The organism is Salinactinospora qingdaonensis (genome assembly GCF_039539445.1).
GTDB lineage: Bacteria > Actinomycetota > Actinomycetes > Streptosporangiales > Streptosporangiaceae > Salinactinospora > Salinactinospora qingdaonensis.
The window spans coordinates 276,325-292,724 of the sequence record NZ_BAABDD010000001.1 but is presented as its reverse complement, the minus strand read 5'-3'; the positions used below and the strand labels follow the sequence as shown (position 1 = coordinate 292,724).

General features: G+C 66.8%; 15 protein-coding genes. 13 read left to right on the top strand and 2 right to left on the bottom strand.

What is annotated here, in order from left to right:
• Positions 1 to 28: 28 nt before the first annotated feature.
• The 13 genes from ABD848_RS01235 (at position 29) to ABD848_RS01175 (ending at position 14,001) form a co-directional block, all read left to right on the top strand.
• Complete coding sequence (locus tag ABD848_RS01235; protein ID WP_344966366.1) at positions 29 to 1,015, top strand: AraC family transcriptional regulator; 987 nt, start codon at positions 29 to 31, stop codon at positions 1,013 to 1,015.
• Between the two features lie 1,547 nt (positions 1,016 to 2,562).
• Positions 2,563 to 3,741 carry an aminotransferase class I/II-fold pyridoxal phosphate-dependent enzyme gene (locus ABD848_RS01230; RefSeq protein WP_344966365.1) on the top strand — a complete coding sequence of 393 codons (1,179 nt, stop codon included), beginning with the start codon at positions 2,563 to 2,565 and terminating at the stop codon, positions 3,739 to 3,741.
• A 15-nt stretch (positions 3,742 to 3,756) separates the two neighbouring features.
• Positions 3,757 to 4,992, top strand: coding sequence for a beta-ketoacyl-[acyl-carrier-protein] synthase family protein (locus ABD848_RS01225; RefSeq protein ID WP_344966364.1), 1,236 nt, complete (start codon positions 3,757 to 3,759; stop codon positions 4,990 to 4,992).
• Positions 4,989 to 5,882, top strand: a complete 894-nt coding sequence (locus ABD848_RS01220; protein ID WP_344966363.1) for a MaoC/PaaZ C-terminal domain-containing protein — start codon at positions 4,989 to 4,991, stop codon at positions 5,880 to 5,882. The genes ABD848_RS01225 and ABD848_RS01220 overlap by 4 nt, the downstream gene beginning before the upstream one ends.
• Positions 5,875 to 7,344 (top strand): AMP-binding protein, encoded by a 1,470-nt coding sequence (locus tag ABD848_RS01215; protein WP_344966362.1) that lies wholly within the window; start codon positions 5,875 to 5,877, stop codon positions 7,342 to 7,344. The genes ABD848_RS01220 and ABD848_RS01215 overlap by 8 nt, the downstream gene beginning before the upstream one ends.
• Before the next feature lie 37 nt (positions 7,345 to 7,381).
• Entirely contained in the window at positions 7,382 to 7,645 is a 264-nt protein-coding gene (locus ABD848_RS01210; protein ID WP_344966361.1) for an acyl carrier protein, read from the top strand.
• Positions 7,646 to 7,649: 4 nt separating this feature from the next.
• Positions 7,650 to 8,699, top strand: a complete 1,050-nt coding sequence (locus ABD848_RS01205; protein ID WP_344966360.1) for an anthranilate phosphoribosyltransferase — start codon at positions 7,650 to 7,652, stop codon at positions 8,697 to 8,699.
• A complete protein-coding gene (gene trpA / locus ABD848_RS01200) occupies positions 8,692 to 9,501 on the top strand; it encodes a tryptophan synthase subunit alpha (protein WP_344966359.1) in 810 nt (269 codons plus the stop codon). Before ABD848_RS01205 ends, trpA begins: the two co-directional genes overlap by 8 nt.
• Positions 9,502 to 9,520: 19 nt before the next feature.
• Positions 9,521 to 9,895, top strand: a complete 375-nt coding sequence (locus ABD848_RS01195) for an ectoine synthase (protein ID WP_344966717.1) — start codon at positions 9,521 to 9,523, stop codon at positions 9,893 to 9,895.
• Between the two features lie 18 nt (positions 9,896 to 9,913).
• A complete protein-coding gene (locus tag ABD848_RS01190) occupies positions 9,914 to 11,056 on the top strand; it encodes an acyl-CoA dehydrogenase family protein (protein ID WP_344966358.1) in 1,143 nt (380 codons plus the stop codon).
• Positions 11,053 to 11,805, top strand: a complete 753-nt coding sequence (trpF, locus tag ABD848_RS01185) for a phosphoribosylanthranilate isomerase (RefSeq protein WP_344966357.1) — start codon at positions 11,053 to 11,055, stop codon at positions 11,803 to 11,805. Before ABD848_RS01190 ends, trpF begins: the two co-directional genes overlap by 4 nt.
• Positions 11,802 to 12,530, top strand: coding sequence for a beta/alpha barrel domain-containing protein (locus ABD848_RS01180; RefSeq protein ID WP_344966356.1), 729 nt, complete (start codon positions 11,802 to 11,804; stop codon positions 12,528 to 12,530). The genes trpF and ABD848_RS01180 overlap by 4 nt, the downstream gene beginning before the upstream one ends.
• Positions 12,531 to 13,167: 637 nt before the next feature.
• Entirely contained in the window at positions 13,168 to 14,001 is an 834-nt protein-coding gene (locus ABD848_RS01175) for an NmrA family NAD(P)-binding protein (RefSeq protein ID WP_344966355.1), read from the top strand.
• A gap of 254 nt (positions 14,002 to 14,255) precedes the next feature.
• Here ABD848_RS01175 and ABD848_RS01170 read toward each other — a convergent pair whose 3' ends face one another.
• Positions 14,256 to 15,083: an AfsR/SARP family transcriptional regulator gene (locus ABD848_RS01170; protein ID WP_344966354.1), complete on the bottom strand. Its 828-nt coding sequence runs from the start codon at positions 15,081 to 15,083 to the stop codon at positions 14,256 to 14,258.
• 657 nt (positions 15,084 to 15,740) lie between these two features.
• Positions 15,741 to 15,917 carry a hypothetical protein gene (locus ABD848_RS01165; protein WP_344966353.1) on the bottom strand — a complete coding sequence of 59 codons (177 nt, stop codon included), beginning with the start codon at positions 15,915 to 15,917 and terminating at the stop codon, positions 15,741 to 15,743.
• Between the last annotated feature and the right edge of the window lie 483 nt (positions 15,918 to 16,400).

The following is a 16,400-nucleotide window of genomic DNA, read 5'->3' as shown; positions in this document are numbered from 1 at the left end:
CCATGTTTGAGCGTCTACACTCAGCCGCATGGATACACTAACCGGGCTCTTGGACGGGCCAAAGGCCCGTGGAGCGTTCCTGCTCCGGTCGATCCTGAACCCGCCCTGGGCGCTGCGCGTTGAGGACCAAGCCCCGCTTGCTCTGGTGACGATGGTACGTGGCCAGGCGTGGGTTATCCCTGACCACGGGGCAGCCGCGAGGTTACACCCCGGAGACGTTGCCGTGATCCGGGGACCCGACCCCTACGTCGTCGCAGACGACCCGGCCACTCCCATCGAGGTCGTTATCGGCCCCGGACAGCGTTGCACGAGCAACGACGGCAAAGATCCCGTCCGGACGATGGGGTTGGGGGTGCGCACCTGGGGCGACAGCCTCAACGGTTCGACGGTCATGATCACCGGCACTTACCAGATGCACCGCGAGATCGGCCAACGGCTGTTGCGGGCGCTGCCAGGACTGCTCGTGCGCCCTGCTGAGGCCGGCGACGGCACACTCATCCCCCTTCTCGCCGCCGAGATCGTCAAGAATGAGCCGGGGCAGGAACTGGTTTTGGATCGCCTTCTCGACCTGCTGCTGGTCAGTGTGTTGCGGTCTTGGTTGGCTATGCCGGGAGCCGGCGCGCCTGCCTGGCATCAGGCCCAGCAAGACCCGATCGTGGGGCCGGCGCTGCAATTGCTGCACGATGACCCCGCCCACGACTGGACAGTCGCTAAACTCGCCACCAAGGTGGGCGTGTCCCGCGCGGCCTTGGCACGCCGATTCACCAGCTTGGTGGGGGAACCTCCCATGACCTACCTGACTGGCTGGCGGCTCGCCCTGGCAGCCGACTTGCTGCGCGAGTCCGACGCCACGATCGGCACGGTAGCCCGCCAGGTCGGCTACGGCAGCTCCTTCGCGCTCAGTGTCGCCTTTAAACGGGTGCGCGGAGTCAGCCCCCAGGAGCACCGCAAGCGTGCGATGGCTGGCCCGCCGCTGGTCAGCGCCCAACCGGGAGCCGTCGTCCTACAGAGCTAGGCGCATGGGCCGAGCCAGCTAGCCAGACCCGCACCGGACGCAGGCGGAGGAGGAGACATCCGTCTGCCGTGGCCTGCTGTGACAGCGCCGGGCCACCGCATTTCGGCGCCGGGGAGCCCTTGGCTTCACCGACCACTCGTTCGACGCCGACTTCGGCGAACCCGCCGCGGTGGCCCTCGGCAAGGGGAATGGGGAGTGGTCGAGTGTCGGTGCTGGGGTGGTGGGGTGACGGGCGGTAGCGGGAGGCGGCGACGGCGGGCGGTGGGTGGCGCTGGGTCGGTTCCGCGGCGCGGGCGGCGGGAGCCATACCGAAGGGGCAGCGACGGCTGGCTGGGGCTGGAGGTGGTGGGGGGCCGGCCGGTGGGGTTACCGGAAGTAGCGGGGGATGGGGGCAGGGGCGGCCGGGGTGGGGGAACGAAATATCGCCCTTATCTCGCCTGATAAGACAGCAAAGACACGCCCTGCATTCAGTGTTGGGGGGCCACTGAACGTGCAAACGCGCCACGATTGACCCTACAAAAGCGACAAACAGCTTATATCGTACAGCGGAAGCGATGCGAACATCCAAAATGCGAGATGTTCGTTTAAGAATAAACATTCTCCCTAGTCCGAAAAGCGACATAGCAGAACGAATTAGACGCGAACGAGCCGGTGGCTGCGTCTAACGTTGCCGTGACCACGACGAGGGTGCCCACTGAGCGTTCCTGATCCGCAAGAACCATCAAGCGACTCCCAGCGATTACACCGCGCCCCCTTTTTTTCGCCCCACCCGGCCGCCCTCCTCCGCCCAGACCACTCCCCACCCCACCGGCCGGCCACTACCCCAAGACGCCCCCGCCTCCTCGTCACGACCTCCGCCACCCACACCCCGAAACCGATCAGGTGCCCGCTCCACCCGCTGCTCGCCCTCGGCGCCTCCCGCTACCGCCGGTCACCCCAGCGCAGCACCGCCACCAGGTCACCCCCACCACTTCCTCTTTGCTGCTTCGGTGAGCGCCACCCCCAACGAGCCGACCACTAAACCGGTGCCCCCACCCACCCAGCCAGCCGTCGCTGCCCCTTCGGTATGGCTCCCGCCGCCCGCGCCGCGGAACCGACCCAGCGCCACCCACCGCCCGCCGTCGCCGCCTCCCGCTACCGCCCGTCACCCCACCACCGATACTCGACCACTTCTCCCCCGCCTTCGCTGTTCTCCCCGCCCCTGCCCAGCCGACCTGCTGCCTGCCTCGCCCCTGTGCCTCATCCCACCTGTGGTGGCGTCTCCTCCGCGTCCCCCACAAAGCAAGACAAATGTTGCGCCCGCCTTGCGCGGCCCGCCGTAGGAATGTGTTGCGCATTCGCGTTGAGTCCCGACGAGACGAGCTCAGCGGAAATGTCGGCGCGTGGCCGGGCAGGGGCCGACCACCCGGTGAAGGCAACTGACCCAGCCATTTCACGGATCGCAACCGCGCTCCGGATCGCTCAAGAACGTGGATGAGGAGACGCACGTGAACGCATCGGAAGGATGGCAACGTCTCGAATCGAGGCTAGAGGCGATAGACCGCCGCGTGCGATCGCTCGAATCGGACCCGAGCCGCCGCAACAGCTTCATCCCCTACATAGTCGATCGCGACAGCCCCTACACCAACGTCGACGGCCAGTACCCCGACCACGACGGTCAACCCCTCCTGATGATGTCGGGTTACAGCTACCTCGGGCTCGGCGGGGATGAGCGGGTCGTCGAGGCGGCCAAGGCCGCGGTCGAGCAGTACGGCACCGGCACCCACGGGGTGCGTGCCCTCGCCGGCTCGATCCCGCTGCACCGGGAGTTGGAGGCCGAGCTGGCCCGTCTCCTCGGCCGCGAGGAGGCGCTGGCCTTCGGCTCGGGCTATGCCGCCAATGTCGGCACGATCGGCGCCCTGTGCGGTCCCGGCGACACGATCCTGATCGACAAGATCGACCACGCCAGCATCGTGGACGGTTGCCAGCTCAGCGGCGCCAAGGTGACCCGATTCCGCCACAACGATCCCGGCCACCTCGACCGGCGGTTGCAGGACTCCGACGACTCCGGGCTGCGCCTGGTGATCGTCGACAGCGTCTACTCCATGGACGGCGACATCGCCCCGCTGCCGCAGTTGCGCGAGGTCTGTGACCGGCATGGGGCGCTGCTCATGGTCGACGAGGCCCATGCGCTGGGCGTCATCGGCCGTTCCGGTCTGGGCATCGAGGACCACTTCGACTACGAGCACCTGGTTGACATCAAGCTGGGAACCCTCTCGAAGGGCATTCCGGCAACCGGTGGCTGGGTCGTGGGCTCCAGCCGGCTCATCCAGCACCTCAAGTACGCGGCCCGGCCGTTTTTGTTCTCAGCGGCGCTGGCTCCCGCCCAGGCGGGTGCGGCGCTGGCGGCGCTGCGCATCTTGGAGAGCGAGCCCGAGCGCGTCACCCACATCCAAAACGAGGCCGCGCGCTTGCGCGCCATCCTCAATGAGGCCGGCCTCCAGACCGGCCTGAGCGAGACCGCTGTCATCCCTCTCATCGCCGGTTCGGACGAGGGCGCCTACGACTTGGCCACCGCGTGCCGCAAGGCGGGGGTGATCGGTATCCCGGTCGTCTCGCCCGCCGTGCCCACCAGTCTGGCGCGGCTGCGTATCGCGGTCACGGCCAATCACACCAAGGCCCACATTGACACCGCGGCCGAGGTCTTCATCAAGGCCGCTCGCGAGTGCAACCTGATCGAGGCCTGAGGCCGGGAGCCCTGAATGGTCACCTCACCTAGCAACCCGGTCGTCATTACCGGTATGGGGGCGGTCACCCCGGCGGGGTGCACCCTGACTGACTTCTGGTCGGGGCTGCGCGCGGGCCGGTCGACGGCCGCGCCGCTGACCCACATGGATCTCAGCCAGCACCAGGTGCGCTTTGGTTGCCGGGTCCACGGCATTGACCACGCTGATCTGCTGTCGGCCAAAGAGGTCCGCCGCATGGACCCCTTCGCCCACTACGGCACCGTCGCTGCGCTGACCGCCCACCGTGACGCCGGCTCGCCTGCTCCCGATCCCGGCCGTACGGCGATCGTGGTCGGTAACGCCGTCGGTGGCAGGTGGACCAGCGACGAGGAGTCGCGTAACTACACCGAGTTCGGCCCTAAACGGGTCAACCCGTTGATGCCTCTCATGACCATGCCCAACGCGGTTGCGGCGCTGCTGGCTATGAAGCTGGGATGGCAGGGGCCGGCCCTGTCGATCGCCACCACCTGCGCCAGCGGTGTCGACGCCGTCGGTCAGGCCATGATGCTGCTGCACACTAATCAGGCCGATGTGGTGCTTGCCGGCGGAGCCGAGTCGACCCTCACCCCTGTCACACTCGCCGGCTTCGGCAACCTCAACGCCGTCTCCACGCGCAACGACGCCCCCGAGTTGGCCTCGCGTCCCTTTGACACCGACCGCGACGGCTTCGTGATGGGGGAGGGCAGCGGGTTCTTCGTCCTCGAACGCCTCGACGACGCTCGGGCGCGCGGCGCCGTTCCCTACGCCGTCGTCGCCGGCTACGGCGCCAGCACTGACGCCTATCACCTGTCTATGCCCCGCGACGACGGTGCAGGGGCCGTCGCTGCCATGTCGGCGGCGATCAGCGACGCCGGCCTCGTCCCCTCCGACATCGTCCACGTCAACGCCCATGGCACGTCCACGCCTCACAACGACCGTGCCGAGGCCACCGCGTTGCGGAAGCTCTTCGGCCCTGACGGGCCGCCGGTGACCTCAATCAAGGGCGCGATCGGACACCTGATCGGGGCTGCCGGAGCGGTCGAGGCGATCGCGACCGTGCTCGCCATGCGCGAGACCGAGGTGCCTCCCACAGCCAATCACGCACAACTCGAACCCGGAATGGAAATCGACGTGGTCCACAACGAACCACGCCCGATCGCATCGGGGCCGGCGCTGTCGAACTCGTTCGGCTTCGGCGGTCACAACGCTTGTCTGGTGGTGACCCCCCTGTGACCGAATCACCCACTGTCCTGGGAACCCGCCCTGCGCCTGAGGTCGTACAGGCCCCTACGGCAGCGGGGATGGCCGCCTACCGCGAGGTGGTCCGCTCCGCTGTGACCGCGACCCAGTCGGCCGCTCAACAGTCCCAGCCCTCACCTGTGCAGGTGTTCGTCCTCGCCTCGCACCGCGCCGATCAGACAGTGCGGGCCCTGGGGGCCGAGGCCGAGCAGACTCCCACGGTCGTGCATCTGAGTCAGGAGATCTGGCTGCAACGCCCCGTCCAGCCCAGTGAGCAGATCACGATCGAGCTCGACGTGCTGGGCGCGCGCCGCGACGCTCGCGGGGCGCGCCTTTCGCTGCGGTCCGTGCTCACCGGTGCCGGCGGGCAGGCGCTGGCCGAGCTGGTGACCGGTGTGCTCCTGACGGGGGTCACGATCGAGCCCTTCGGCGAGATCCCCACCTCCGCCGCGCCCACTGGCGGGACCGCCGGCGAGTCGACGGTCCTGACCCGCGCAGTCCCGGCTGAGATGCCGCCGCGCTACGCCGACGTCTCAGGAGACGACAACCCGATCCACCTCGACACCGAAGCGGCCCAGGCGGCCGGATTCCCCGGGGTCATCGCCCACGGTATGAGCGTGATGGCGCTGATCTGCGAAGAGGTGATCGATCGCTACGCCGACGGCGATGCCGAGCGCGTCCGCGGGGTGGGCGGGCGGTTCTCGCAGCCCGTTCTGCCTGAGGAGTCGCTGGAGATCGCGCTCACCCCCGACGAAGACGGCCACGTCGTGCGGTTCTCCTGCAAGACCCCGCGCGGCCCGGCGATCAAGAGTGGGTGGGTCGAGATCACTCCCGCCCAGCCGGCGTCCGCGGCCACGGAAGAGAAGCAGGTCGGCGATGTCTGAGGCCATCGACTGCTGTGCGGCCTTCGTCGCGCACGCCCAGCGCCGGCCGCAGGCTCCCGCGCTGGTGTACAACGGCCAGGAAATCAGCTACGGCGATCTTTACGACATGGCCCGGCGGCAACAGGCCCGGCTGGAGCAGCTTCCCGCCGATCCCGCCGAACCCGTCGGTATCGCCGGCAAGAAGTCACCGGCGGCGGTCGCGCTGATTCTGGGCTGCCTACTGGCGCGTCGCCCTTTCCTGCTCCCGTCGGCCACCCTCGGCGAGCAGTTGTTGGGGGAGCTGTTCAGCCAGGCCGGGTGCCGCCACGTCCTCGTCCCCGACGCTGCGGAGCAGTCCCCGGCCGCCTCCTGGGAGATCGAGACCGGCGCGACGCTGCCCCTCCCGGAGGGGGCGGGCGAGATTTCGTTCATGTTGACCACCTCGGGGTCGACCAGTCTGCCCAAGGTCGTCCCGCTGGGCCGCGACGCCGTGAACAACTTCATCGGGTGGGCGGGGGCCGCGTTCAACATCCAACCCGGCACGACGGTGCTCAACTACGCCCCCCTCAACTTCGACCTGTGCCTGCTCGACATCTGGACGACGCTGGCGCACGGGGGACGTGTCGTGCTGGTCGACCCCGACCGCGCCGCCGACGGGCGTCACCTGTTCGACCTGCTCGCCACCTATCACGTCCATGTCGCGCAGGCCGTCCCGATGTTCTACGGGCTGCTGCTTGAGGCCGCCCAGCGGTTCGAGCAGAGCTTCGAGGGCGTCGAGCACGTGATGTTCACCGGCGACGCCGTTCCCGAGCACACGCTGGCCGAGCTGCCTCACCTGTTCCCCAAGGCGCGGTTCCACAACATCTACGGCTGCACTGAGACCAACGACAGTTTCATCCACGAGATCGACCCCACAGGCGCGCTGGCCACACCCTTGCCCATCGGCACGCCGCTGCCGGGCGTCGACGCGGTGATCGTCGGTTCCGACGGAACGGTGCTCGAGGGGGAGGGGGACGGCGAGCTGTACGTCTCAACCCCGTTCCAGTCGGTCGGCTATCTCGACCCGGCTCGCCGTGCCGCCGCGTTCGTCTCCCACCCGCAGGGCGACAATAACCGTTCGTACTTCCGCACCGGTGACCTCGTCCACCGCGATGCCAATGGCCGTGTCCACCTGGTGGGGCGCAGCGACTTCCAGGTCAAAGTGCGCGGCGTGGCCGTCAACACCGCCGAGGTGGAACGGGTGCTGCTGGAGCACCCCAGCGTGCTCGAAGCGGCGGTGCTCGCCCAACCCGACTCCGTGTACGGCCGCCGGCTGGTCTCGGCTGTGCGGCGCGCCCCCGACAGTGGCCTCAACAGCCTCACGCTGCGTGGCCACTGTGCGCGGCACCTTCCCCAAGCGGCTATCCCCGCCCAGCTACGCATTGTCGACGATCCACTACCCAAAACCCCGACCGGCAAGGTCGACCGCAACTTCGCCGTGTAACACCCAACGATCGCCGAGAGTTCACAGAAAGAGCGCCATGAGCCACGAAGCCGCCATCAAACAGTTCGTCATCAAGGAGTTTCTGCCTGACGTCAGCCCGGATGAGCTCAGCGCCGACCACGACTTGTTCGGCGGGGGCGTCATCGACAGTCTTGGGCTGCTGAAGCTGATCGCCTGGATCGAGGACCGCTTCGAGCTGTCGGTCGACGACAGCGCCCTCAACCCCGACAACTTCCGCAGCGTCGCCGCCATCGACGCCTTCCTTACGCAGGCCACCGATCACAAGGTGGCGGGGGGCTAGTCCCGTGACCGACGTACTCACCACGCTGCTGGGCCGGCGCTCCAGTGTCGAGCGCGCGGCCTGGCGGTCGTTTTGGGATCGGCTGTCCGAAGGCGAGGTCGACCGGAGTGAAGCCGCCGCCGTGCTGGCCTCGTTGACCACCGCGCTGCCCGACCCCGAGACGCTGCACGCTTTCTTGGCTTCCCTCGATGAACGGCGACCCGAGATCACTGAGCGCTGGCCCACCACGGTCAACATCGTGGGGACCGGCGGCGGGCCCGAAACCTTCAACATCTCCACAGCCGCTGCGTTCGTCGCCGCTGCCATGGGAGTGGGGGTCGTCAAAACCGGGTCGCGTGCCTACAGCAGCACTTACGGTTCGATCGACCTGCTCGACAAGCTCGGTGTCCAACTGACGCGCTCACACGAGCACACCAGGGAGACGTTGCAGCGTTTCGGCATCGCCTTCGCCGGGCACTTCGTCTACCCCACTGAGTTGACCACCCTGGCCAGGCGCCTGGCTCCGATGAGTCTGCGCCCCTTCGGGCGTTTCCTCAACGCCCTGGGCCCCTTCCTCGCGGCACTGCCGGTGACCGCGCAGGTCACCGGCGTCTCAGCCAGCGCACCACTGGCCGAGCTGCGCCAACTGGCGGCCGGCGTCGATGACCGCACGATCTGGCTATGCGGTAATGACCTCGGCGCCGACGAACTCATCGGCTTCGCCGACAACGTCATTCACCCCAACGGCGGCGACGAGAAGATCCAGCTATGGCCGGGCAGGTTCACTTCGGAGACCGGCACCCTCGCCGACCTGCGCCAGGCCGACGCCTCCGAACCGGTCGTCGACTTTTTCGTGCGGATCATCTCCGGCGAGGTCAACGAGGTGGCCACCGAGACGGTCTGCCTCAACGCGGCTGCGCTGGCCGTAGCCAGTGGCCATATCGACGACTGGGCTACGGCGATCGCTGCCGCTGAGCAGGCCGTGCGCAGCGGGGGCGCGCGTGAGCTCCTCGACCGGATGCGTTCGCAGGGCCAGGAGGCGGCCCCGCTCTCAGCGACGGTGTCCCATGGGTGAGTTCTTCACCCAGCGCCGTGCGGGCGAACCGGGGCTGGCCCTGTTCCTCAACGCCGGCGATCCGCCGCTGGCCGCGTTGACCGACGTCGTGCTCATGCTCGACGAGTGCGGTGTGGACTGCCTAGAGCTGGCGGTGCCCTTTCCCGACTCCGTCACCGACGGTCCGGTCATCCGCCGCTCGGCCCAGCGGGCGCTGGCCAACGGCGTGGGACTCGACGAGGTGCTGACCTTCATCGCCACGGTAGGCCCCCAACTGCGGCGGCTGCGTATCGCGCTGCTCGCCGACTGGAGCCACACCCTCAAGCACCGCTCCCTGGCCACCGTGGTCGGCGAGATCGCCGACTCCGGTGCCGACGGTCTACTCGTCCACGCCCTGCCACCGCGGTTGCGAGCCGACTACTACGCGGCCACCGCCGCCGCGCGGTTGCCCATCGTCACCACCTGCTACCACAACAACTCCACCGCCGAGGTCATGGCCGAAGCCGCAGCTCACGCCTCGGCCTACCTCTACCTCGTGGCCCGCTACGGGCGCAGCGGCAGCGCCCCCAGCGGCGGCTACACCGGGCTCGCCGACACCGTCGCGACGCTGCGCGCCCACACCACCGCTCCCATCGCGGTCGGGTTCGGTGTCCGGACTCGGGAGGACGTGCTCGCGGTCGGCTCCTGCGGCGCCGATGCCGCGATCGTCGGCTCAGCCGTAGTCGCCCAGGTCGAGAACGCTGTCACCGACGGCGCCGACGTGGTCGCCGGCCTCCGCGGCTTCGTCGGCTCCCTCCACCCTTCTGCTGAGACGCTCACCTGACGGAAAGCCGGTGCTCACCATGATCATCCGCAATATCGAAGACGTGAAGACAGTCGATTGGGGCAACGGCCTGAGCCGGCGCTTCCTCCTCGAAGCCGACGGTGTGGGCTACACCCTCACCGACACGGTCGTCTGGGCCGGGACCAAGTCCAGATTGGAGTACCGCAACCACCTCGAAAGTTGTTACTGCGTCGAGGGCTCCGGCGAGGTCATCGAACTCGACGGAACCGCCCACCCTCTCACCCCCGGGGTGCTCTACTCCCTCAACAACCACGACCCGCACTTCCTCGTAGCCGCCCCGCACGAGGACCTGCGTCTGGTGTGCGTGTTCTCGCCGGCGCTACGCGGCGACGAGGTGCACAACCTCGACGGAGCCGGATTCTCGGCGTACTAGTACTGAAGGCGGTTGACCGTGATCGAATGGAATGCCGACCAGGTGGCGCTGCGCGAGGGAGTCGCCCAATGGGGCGCCGACCTCAGCGCCGACCACATCGAGCGTGACGAGGAGGGCACCTTCTCCTGGGAGAAGTGGCGGCTCGTCCAGCAGTCGGGCATCCTCGGCCTGCCCTTCGACGAGGAGTGGGGCGGCCTCGGCCAGGATCTGCTCACCACGATGTACGTCCTCGAAGGGTTGGGCGAGTACTGCCGCGACGGCGGGGTGAACTTCTCGGTAACCGCCAGCATGGCCAGCACCGGTGTCTCACTCCAGCGTTTCGGCTCCGACGAGCTGCGTAAAACGTATCTGCCAGGGGTCTGCTCGGGCGAGACGATCGGCGCCCACGCCATTACCGAGTCCGAGGGCGGCTCCGACGCGACGAGCATGCTCACCCGCGCCGAACGCGACGGTGACCACTTCGTCCTCAACGGCAGCAAGACGTTTGTCAGCAACGGCCCCGTGGCCGACGTATTCGTGGTCTATGCCAGCACCAACCCCGAAGGTGGTCCACTGGGCATGACCGCCTTCCTCGTCGAACGCGACACTCCGGGCTTCGAGATCGGCGCCCCGGTCAAGAAGATGGGGCTGCGCACGGCACCGCTGAGCGACCTCTTCTTCGACGGCTGTCGGGTGCCGGCCTCCCAGGTCGTCGGCCGGGTCGGCGGTGGCTTCCTGGTCCTGGACTACGTGATGAAGCGCGAGATCCTGTTCTCCTTCATCGTCAACGTCGGTGAGATGCAGCATCGGCTTGAGCGCTGCATCGATTACGCCAAGACCCGCACCCAGTTCGGTAAGCCGATCGGGGCCTATCAGGCGGTGGCCAACAAGATCGTTGACATGAAGATCAAGCTGGAAACCTCCCGCAAGTGGCTCTACGACACCGGGCAGCGACTGGCCAACGGCGACAACGTCACCGTCGACATGGCTATAGCCAAGCTGCTGACCAGTGAGAGCAATGTGGCATCGAGCTTGGCCGCCGTACAACTCTTCGGCGCCAACGGCTACATGGCCGAGTACGGGATGGAGAAGGAAGTGCGCAACGCGGTGGCCGGCACGATCTACTCGGGCACCAGCGAGATCCAGTACAACCGGATCGCGTCAATGTTGGGCCTGGGATGATGGTCACCCCCGACACCGAGGGTTGGCCCGCGCAAGCGCGCCGCGGGTCACCTTCGGCGCCGCTCCTCAAGGTCTGTGGCGCCACGACACCAGCCGACATCGAACTGCTGGCCCAGGCGGGCGCCGATCTCGTCGGCCTGTGGCTGGGGGTCCCCGACGGCCACGCCGAGCTGCCCCTGCCCCAGGTGGCCGCCCTCGCCTCGGCCGCTCGCGCCACCGGCTGCCTCCAGCCGGTGCTGGTCACCTTCAGCGCAGACACCGACTTCTTGCGTCACGTGGTGGAACACACCGGTATCCGGTGGCTACAACTGCACGCCTACCAGCCGCCTCCCGTGATCAAGACGCTGCACGCCGCTGTCCCCGGGCAGCTCACCATCGTCAAGACACTGCACCTGCGCGGCGGCACCTGCGTGGAACGTCCGTTCACCGCAGCTTACGAACGAGCCGGCACGGATCTGTTCCTCCTCGACACCGTCACTGACGACGGCCGCGTCGGCAGCACCGGCCAGCAGTTGCCCGCCCCTGACGTCTGCGCTCTCGTCGACGACACCACCTTGCCGTTCCTACTCGCCGGCGGCATATCGGCGCGCAACCGCGCCGACTACGACAGCGTTGCCGGGCACCCTCGGTTCCGCGGGATCGACGTCGATACCGCGGCACGCGATGAGCAAGCCGAATTCGAGGCAGCGAGCGTTTCCGACCTCGCGCGCGCCTGGCGTACCGCTCGACACCATGAGGAGGTCACTTGAGTTCGCGGTTCATCGATTCCCTGCTGAGCGCTGACCGTCCGCTGATCATGGAGGTTAAGCGGCGTGACGCCCACGGCAACGACCTCTTCGAGGGGCGCTCGGTCGCCGATGTCGTCGCCGACTTCGAGGCGGTCGGTTCCCCTTGTATCTCCGTGGTGACCGGGCGGTGGTTCGGCGGCACCGGGGACATGCTCCGCGAGGTCGTCGAGGCTACCGATCGTCCCGTGCTCCAGAAGGACTTCATCACCCGGCGCGACCAGTTGCACAGCGCCAAGAGCTTGGGAGCCTCAGCCGTGCTGCTCACGGCTGCGCTGCTGCCCGAGTCGAGTATGGGCACCCTGGTCACCACCGCCCTTTCCCTGGGGTTGACGCCGTTCGTCGAAGTGACAACTGAGCACGAGATCGCGGCCGTCCCCGAGGCCGACGCCTGCGTAATGGCCGTGAACAACAAGGACATCACCGCCAAGGAGCGCGACCTTGGCGATGTTGAGCGCAGCCTGGGGCTCCTACCGAACCTGGAGCGCAGCGGTACCCGCTGCCCGGTCAGCGCCAGCGGCATCGATCGCCCCGAGGTTGCGGCTCGGCTGCTCGGCGCCGGCTTCGCCGGGCTGCTGATCGGAACGTCGCTGCTGCGCAGCCACAGTCTCCCGGATTGGCTCGCCGCGTTCGACGAGGCCCGCCGCGCCGGCGCGGCCGAGTCGCTCTCCCCGCTGCCTCCTGCCTGAACACTGCCCGCCCTTCCCCTCGCGGCTCGCACGGGACTCGGCCCCAACGATGGGCGACTCGGCCGGCAGGTGAGCGACTCGTGGGGCCACTACCGGTTGGCGGCCGGGGAAACCGTTGGGGCCTCGCCCCGGCCCCGGCCGTCTTCGTGCGCCGCAGCGCCAGGGGTGCTCCTCTGCCGAACAGCCGCGGTTCATTGCGGGCTCCCCTGGCGTTGGTTGCTGAGTCGCTCACTGCGGCTCTCCACAGCGGGAGGATGTTCGCTTTTCTCTGCCTATGTCTGAGACGCTCGCAATAGCCGTTGTGTCTGAGTTGTGGCAATGGTGGTCGGTGAGGCTCGCTGCATCAGCCCCGTACGCGGCTGGTTCTAGCGATACCCACAGCCCGTCTCGTAGGCCCTGACGTGTTATGACGCCGTCTTCTGGGGTTTGCAGCGCCTCCCACGACTGCCACGGCCGCGATGGAGCTTCTCGCGGCAACGGGGCGGCAGCGCCAGAGTCCACGGCGCGGCCTCACCCCACCGCCTCACCTCAACTGATTCCGCCGCTCCCATACATACGACTGAGTACAGACGATAGGACATGCATATGAGTCTTTCAGCTATGGCTAGTATCAACGCTCAGCGGTTTGAATGAGGATATGGCTGAACAGAGCACGCAAGAGGCGGCGAAGCCCATCCTCGTCATCGGCGGCACCGGCAAGACCGGTCGCCGAGTCGCGCAACGTCTCAAAGCCCGCGATGTGCCCGTACGCATCGGTTCGCGCTCCGGTGAGCCCGCTTTCGACTGGCAGGACCAGACCACCTGGCAGCCCGTGCTCCAGGGCGTGGGCGCGGTCTACATCACCTACTACCCCGACCTGGGGTTTCCTGGAGCGGCCGAGGCGATCGGTGCCTTCGCCAAGCAGGCGGTGCGCAGTGGCGCTGGGCGTCTGGTGCTGCTGTCGGGCCGCGGCGAGGAGCAGGCCCAGGTCAGCGAGCAAGCGCTCAAGGACGCCACTGACGACTGGACAATCGTGCGCGCCAGTTGGTTCAACCAGAACTTCAGCGAGAACTTCCTGCTCGAACCGGTGCTCAGTGGGGAGATCGCCCTACCGGCCGGCGATGCGGTCGAGCCGTTCGTTGACGCCGAGGATATCGCCGACGTCGCCGTGGCCGCGCTTACCGAGGAGGGGCACGCCGGCCACCTCTACGAGCTTTCCGGGCCGCGCCTGTTGACCTTCGCCGACACGGCCGCTGAGATCTCCGCGGCCCTCGGTCGGCAGGTGCGCTACGTTGCGATCACCGCCGAGCAGTACATAGACGTGCTCGCGGAGAACGGCGTCCCCACGGAATTCGTCGAACTGTTCACCACCACCCTTGACGGCCGCAACGCCCACCTGACTGATGGGGTGCAACGAGCCTTGGGCCGCGAGCCCCGTGACTTCCGCGACTATGCGCGCGAGACCGCAGCCACCGGTGTGTGGAACGTGTGACCTCACCCCGGAGAACTTGGCTCCGGTCGCAGCTACATCCTGCGATCGGAGCCAAGTGACGACGGACGGAACCCGCCCCCGGCCATTGCAAGCGTCAGGGCCACTGCGCGGAAGAGAACCCTCGACGCCAGGTGGACCCCAGTCCTCTCCTCCCGGATCTGACAGTCCGAATATCGTCCGTCGCTGTGATCTTTTCGACGGCGGCTGCCGTCGGTTCTCTCAGGTGGAGTACGCCCCGAGAAGGTCAGGAGGTCTTATGCCACGGCGCCGCATCGACTACACGGCAGCAGAACTCGCTCGCTATCGCGGCGTGCCTCTGGCCACGGCTCTTCCTCAGGGCTGCGGAGAAGCTGGAGAAACGCCTTCTGGGTCTCTGGGGCTGGTTCGATCCCCAGCTCCTCGGCCAGGGTCCTACGCAGTTCGTGGTAGGACCATAGCGCCTGCGCTCGGTTGCCCGCGGCTGCGTGAGCGGTCATCCGGCACCGGTGCGCGCTCTCCCGAAGCGGGGCCCGCCGCACCGCCTCGTCGGCAAAACGCAGGGCGTTGCGCTCGTCTCCCAACCCCGAAGCCGCCAGGCTGGCGGTTTCCAGCCCAGAGACCAGCGAGGCCTCCACGCGCTCCCGTATGCTATTGACCCATTCGCTGTCATGGTCGGGCAGGAACGGACCCTGGAGCGAGGCGGTGGCCGTCGTCGCCAGCCGCTGCGCTTCGGCCAGCGCTCCCGCGGCGAACGCCTGGTTCGCCTTGCCGATCGCTTCCTCTGCGAACTCCAGATCTACGGTGGTGTCGGTAGGTAGGCGCAGGAGGTAGCGTCCTCCTTGCGCGACGAGAGGTGGCTCATGCGTGGGCTCGGGATGGGAGACGAAAGCCCGCACGCGACTCACCACGCTCCGCAGCGCCGAGGACCACGTGTCGGGCAACTTTCCCGGCCAGACCGTGTCCGCGAGCTGATCGCGGTTCGTGCCGCTGGCGCGTTCCAGCGTCAGCCGTGCGAACGCCACTTGAGCTTGTGCGCTTGAGAGGTGCCGATTCGGAGCACCGTCGCACTCGATCATGACGAGACCTATGAGTTTGATCAGCAAGACGAGACTCCCGATGTAACCGGCTCTCTACCAGCGGATGAGCAAAGGCTTCCCTTCATCGCTCCGTCCTTACCGGCCGCGTTGCTGCCAACGGCCAGTGAGATCGGGTCGTTGCTGCTCACACCGTCCTGTTCAGCCCGAACGGTGATCATCCGATAAAACTGAGAACTTCTCACCTCGTTCAACGTTTCAATCCTCAATAGATCGTCAGCGATGGAACTGAAACGATAAGGCGGGTTTCGCGGAACCTCCGTAGCATTGGGGTGGCGCTTCATTGTGGCTGGTCCTGGGGCTCGCATCGCCGCGGCGAGGCCACCAGCACGAGGTGGCATCAAATGTAATGGTGGCTGGCGTCCACAAAAGCTCTTCGCGAACCGGTTTTCGTGGTGACAAAAGACGTCTCATCGTTCCGTGTCGGACGTACATAGGATCGACATTAACCACGTTCAGTCAGGTATCATCACTCTTTGCGTTTTTTGCTGGAGGGGGGGTGGGGGGTGGATTTGGTGGCGGTTGCAGGAGGAGGTGATGTAGGCTGTTCATGTTCTATTTAAATAAAAGTTGTTCACGTGAAATGGAATGAAGCCATCCACGGCGGCGGGTGGATTGTGAGATCATTAGTGACGGTAATAGTTTCTGGGTAAGATGTGCAATGGGTTAATGCATGATGGTGATCATCTTTTTCCTGACCGACAACATCGCTGCTAGCTTGCCCGCACCATGCCCGGATGCGCCCGCCTCCCTCATCCATGGCATTACGCCGGACAGATGAGGATGGCGCTTCGGTGTGCCGTATGGAAAAACGGGAATGGCATTCGGCGGCACGGCGGTCACACCCCTGCTCCCTGCTGATGCCACACCACATTCACACCTAGCGGAGCCGGGGCGAACAGGACAGCCCCTAAATCCCTGATGAGCTGCCGTTATGCGTGCTATGCCGCTCGGTGGCCAGGCTCGGCGTGCCAGATGCGAACCGGCGCGGCCTCGACGCCATCTAGCCCCGTTGGGGCTGGGGTGCGGCTGGAGAGGATCTCGCGAACTCTTCTCCTGACGTTGTCAAGGAAGCGCGAGTATCGTCAGCCATAACTCATCCCCGCGCGGCTGGTGTATCGCTAATAGGTGCCGCAATACCAAGGCGCCGGAACGGGAACCTGACCTTCACTTGTCTCGGCTTACCTTGATGCTTGTTCGGCCTGTAGCAGCGCCGCACGGAGGTGATTCTAATGGTTGTGTGGGAGAGATCTCCCTGTCCTATGACTCTCCTTTGGTAGGGAATGCGGAGAGAGTGTCAGAATCTTGTGCTAGGGGGTGGCTGCG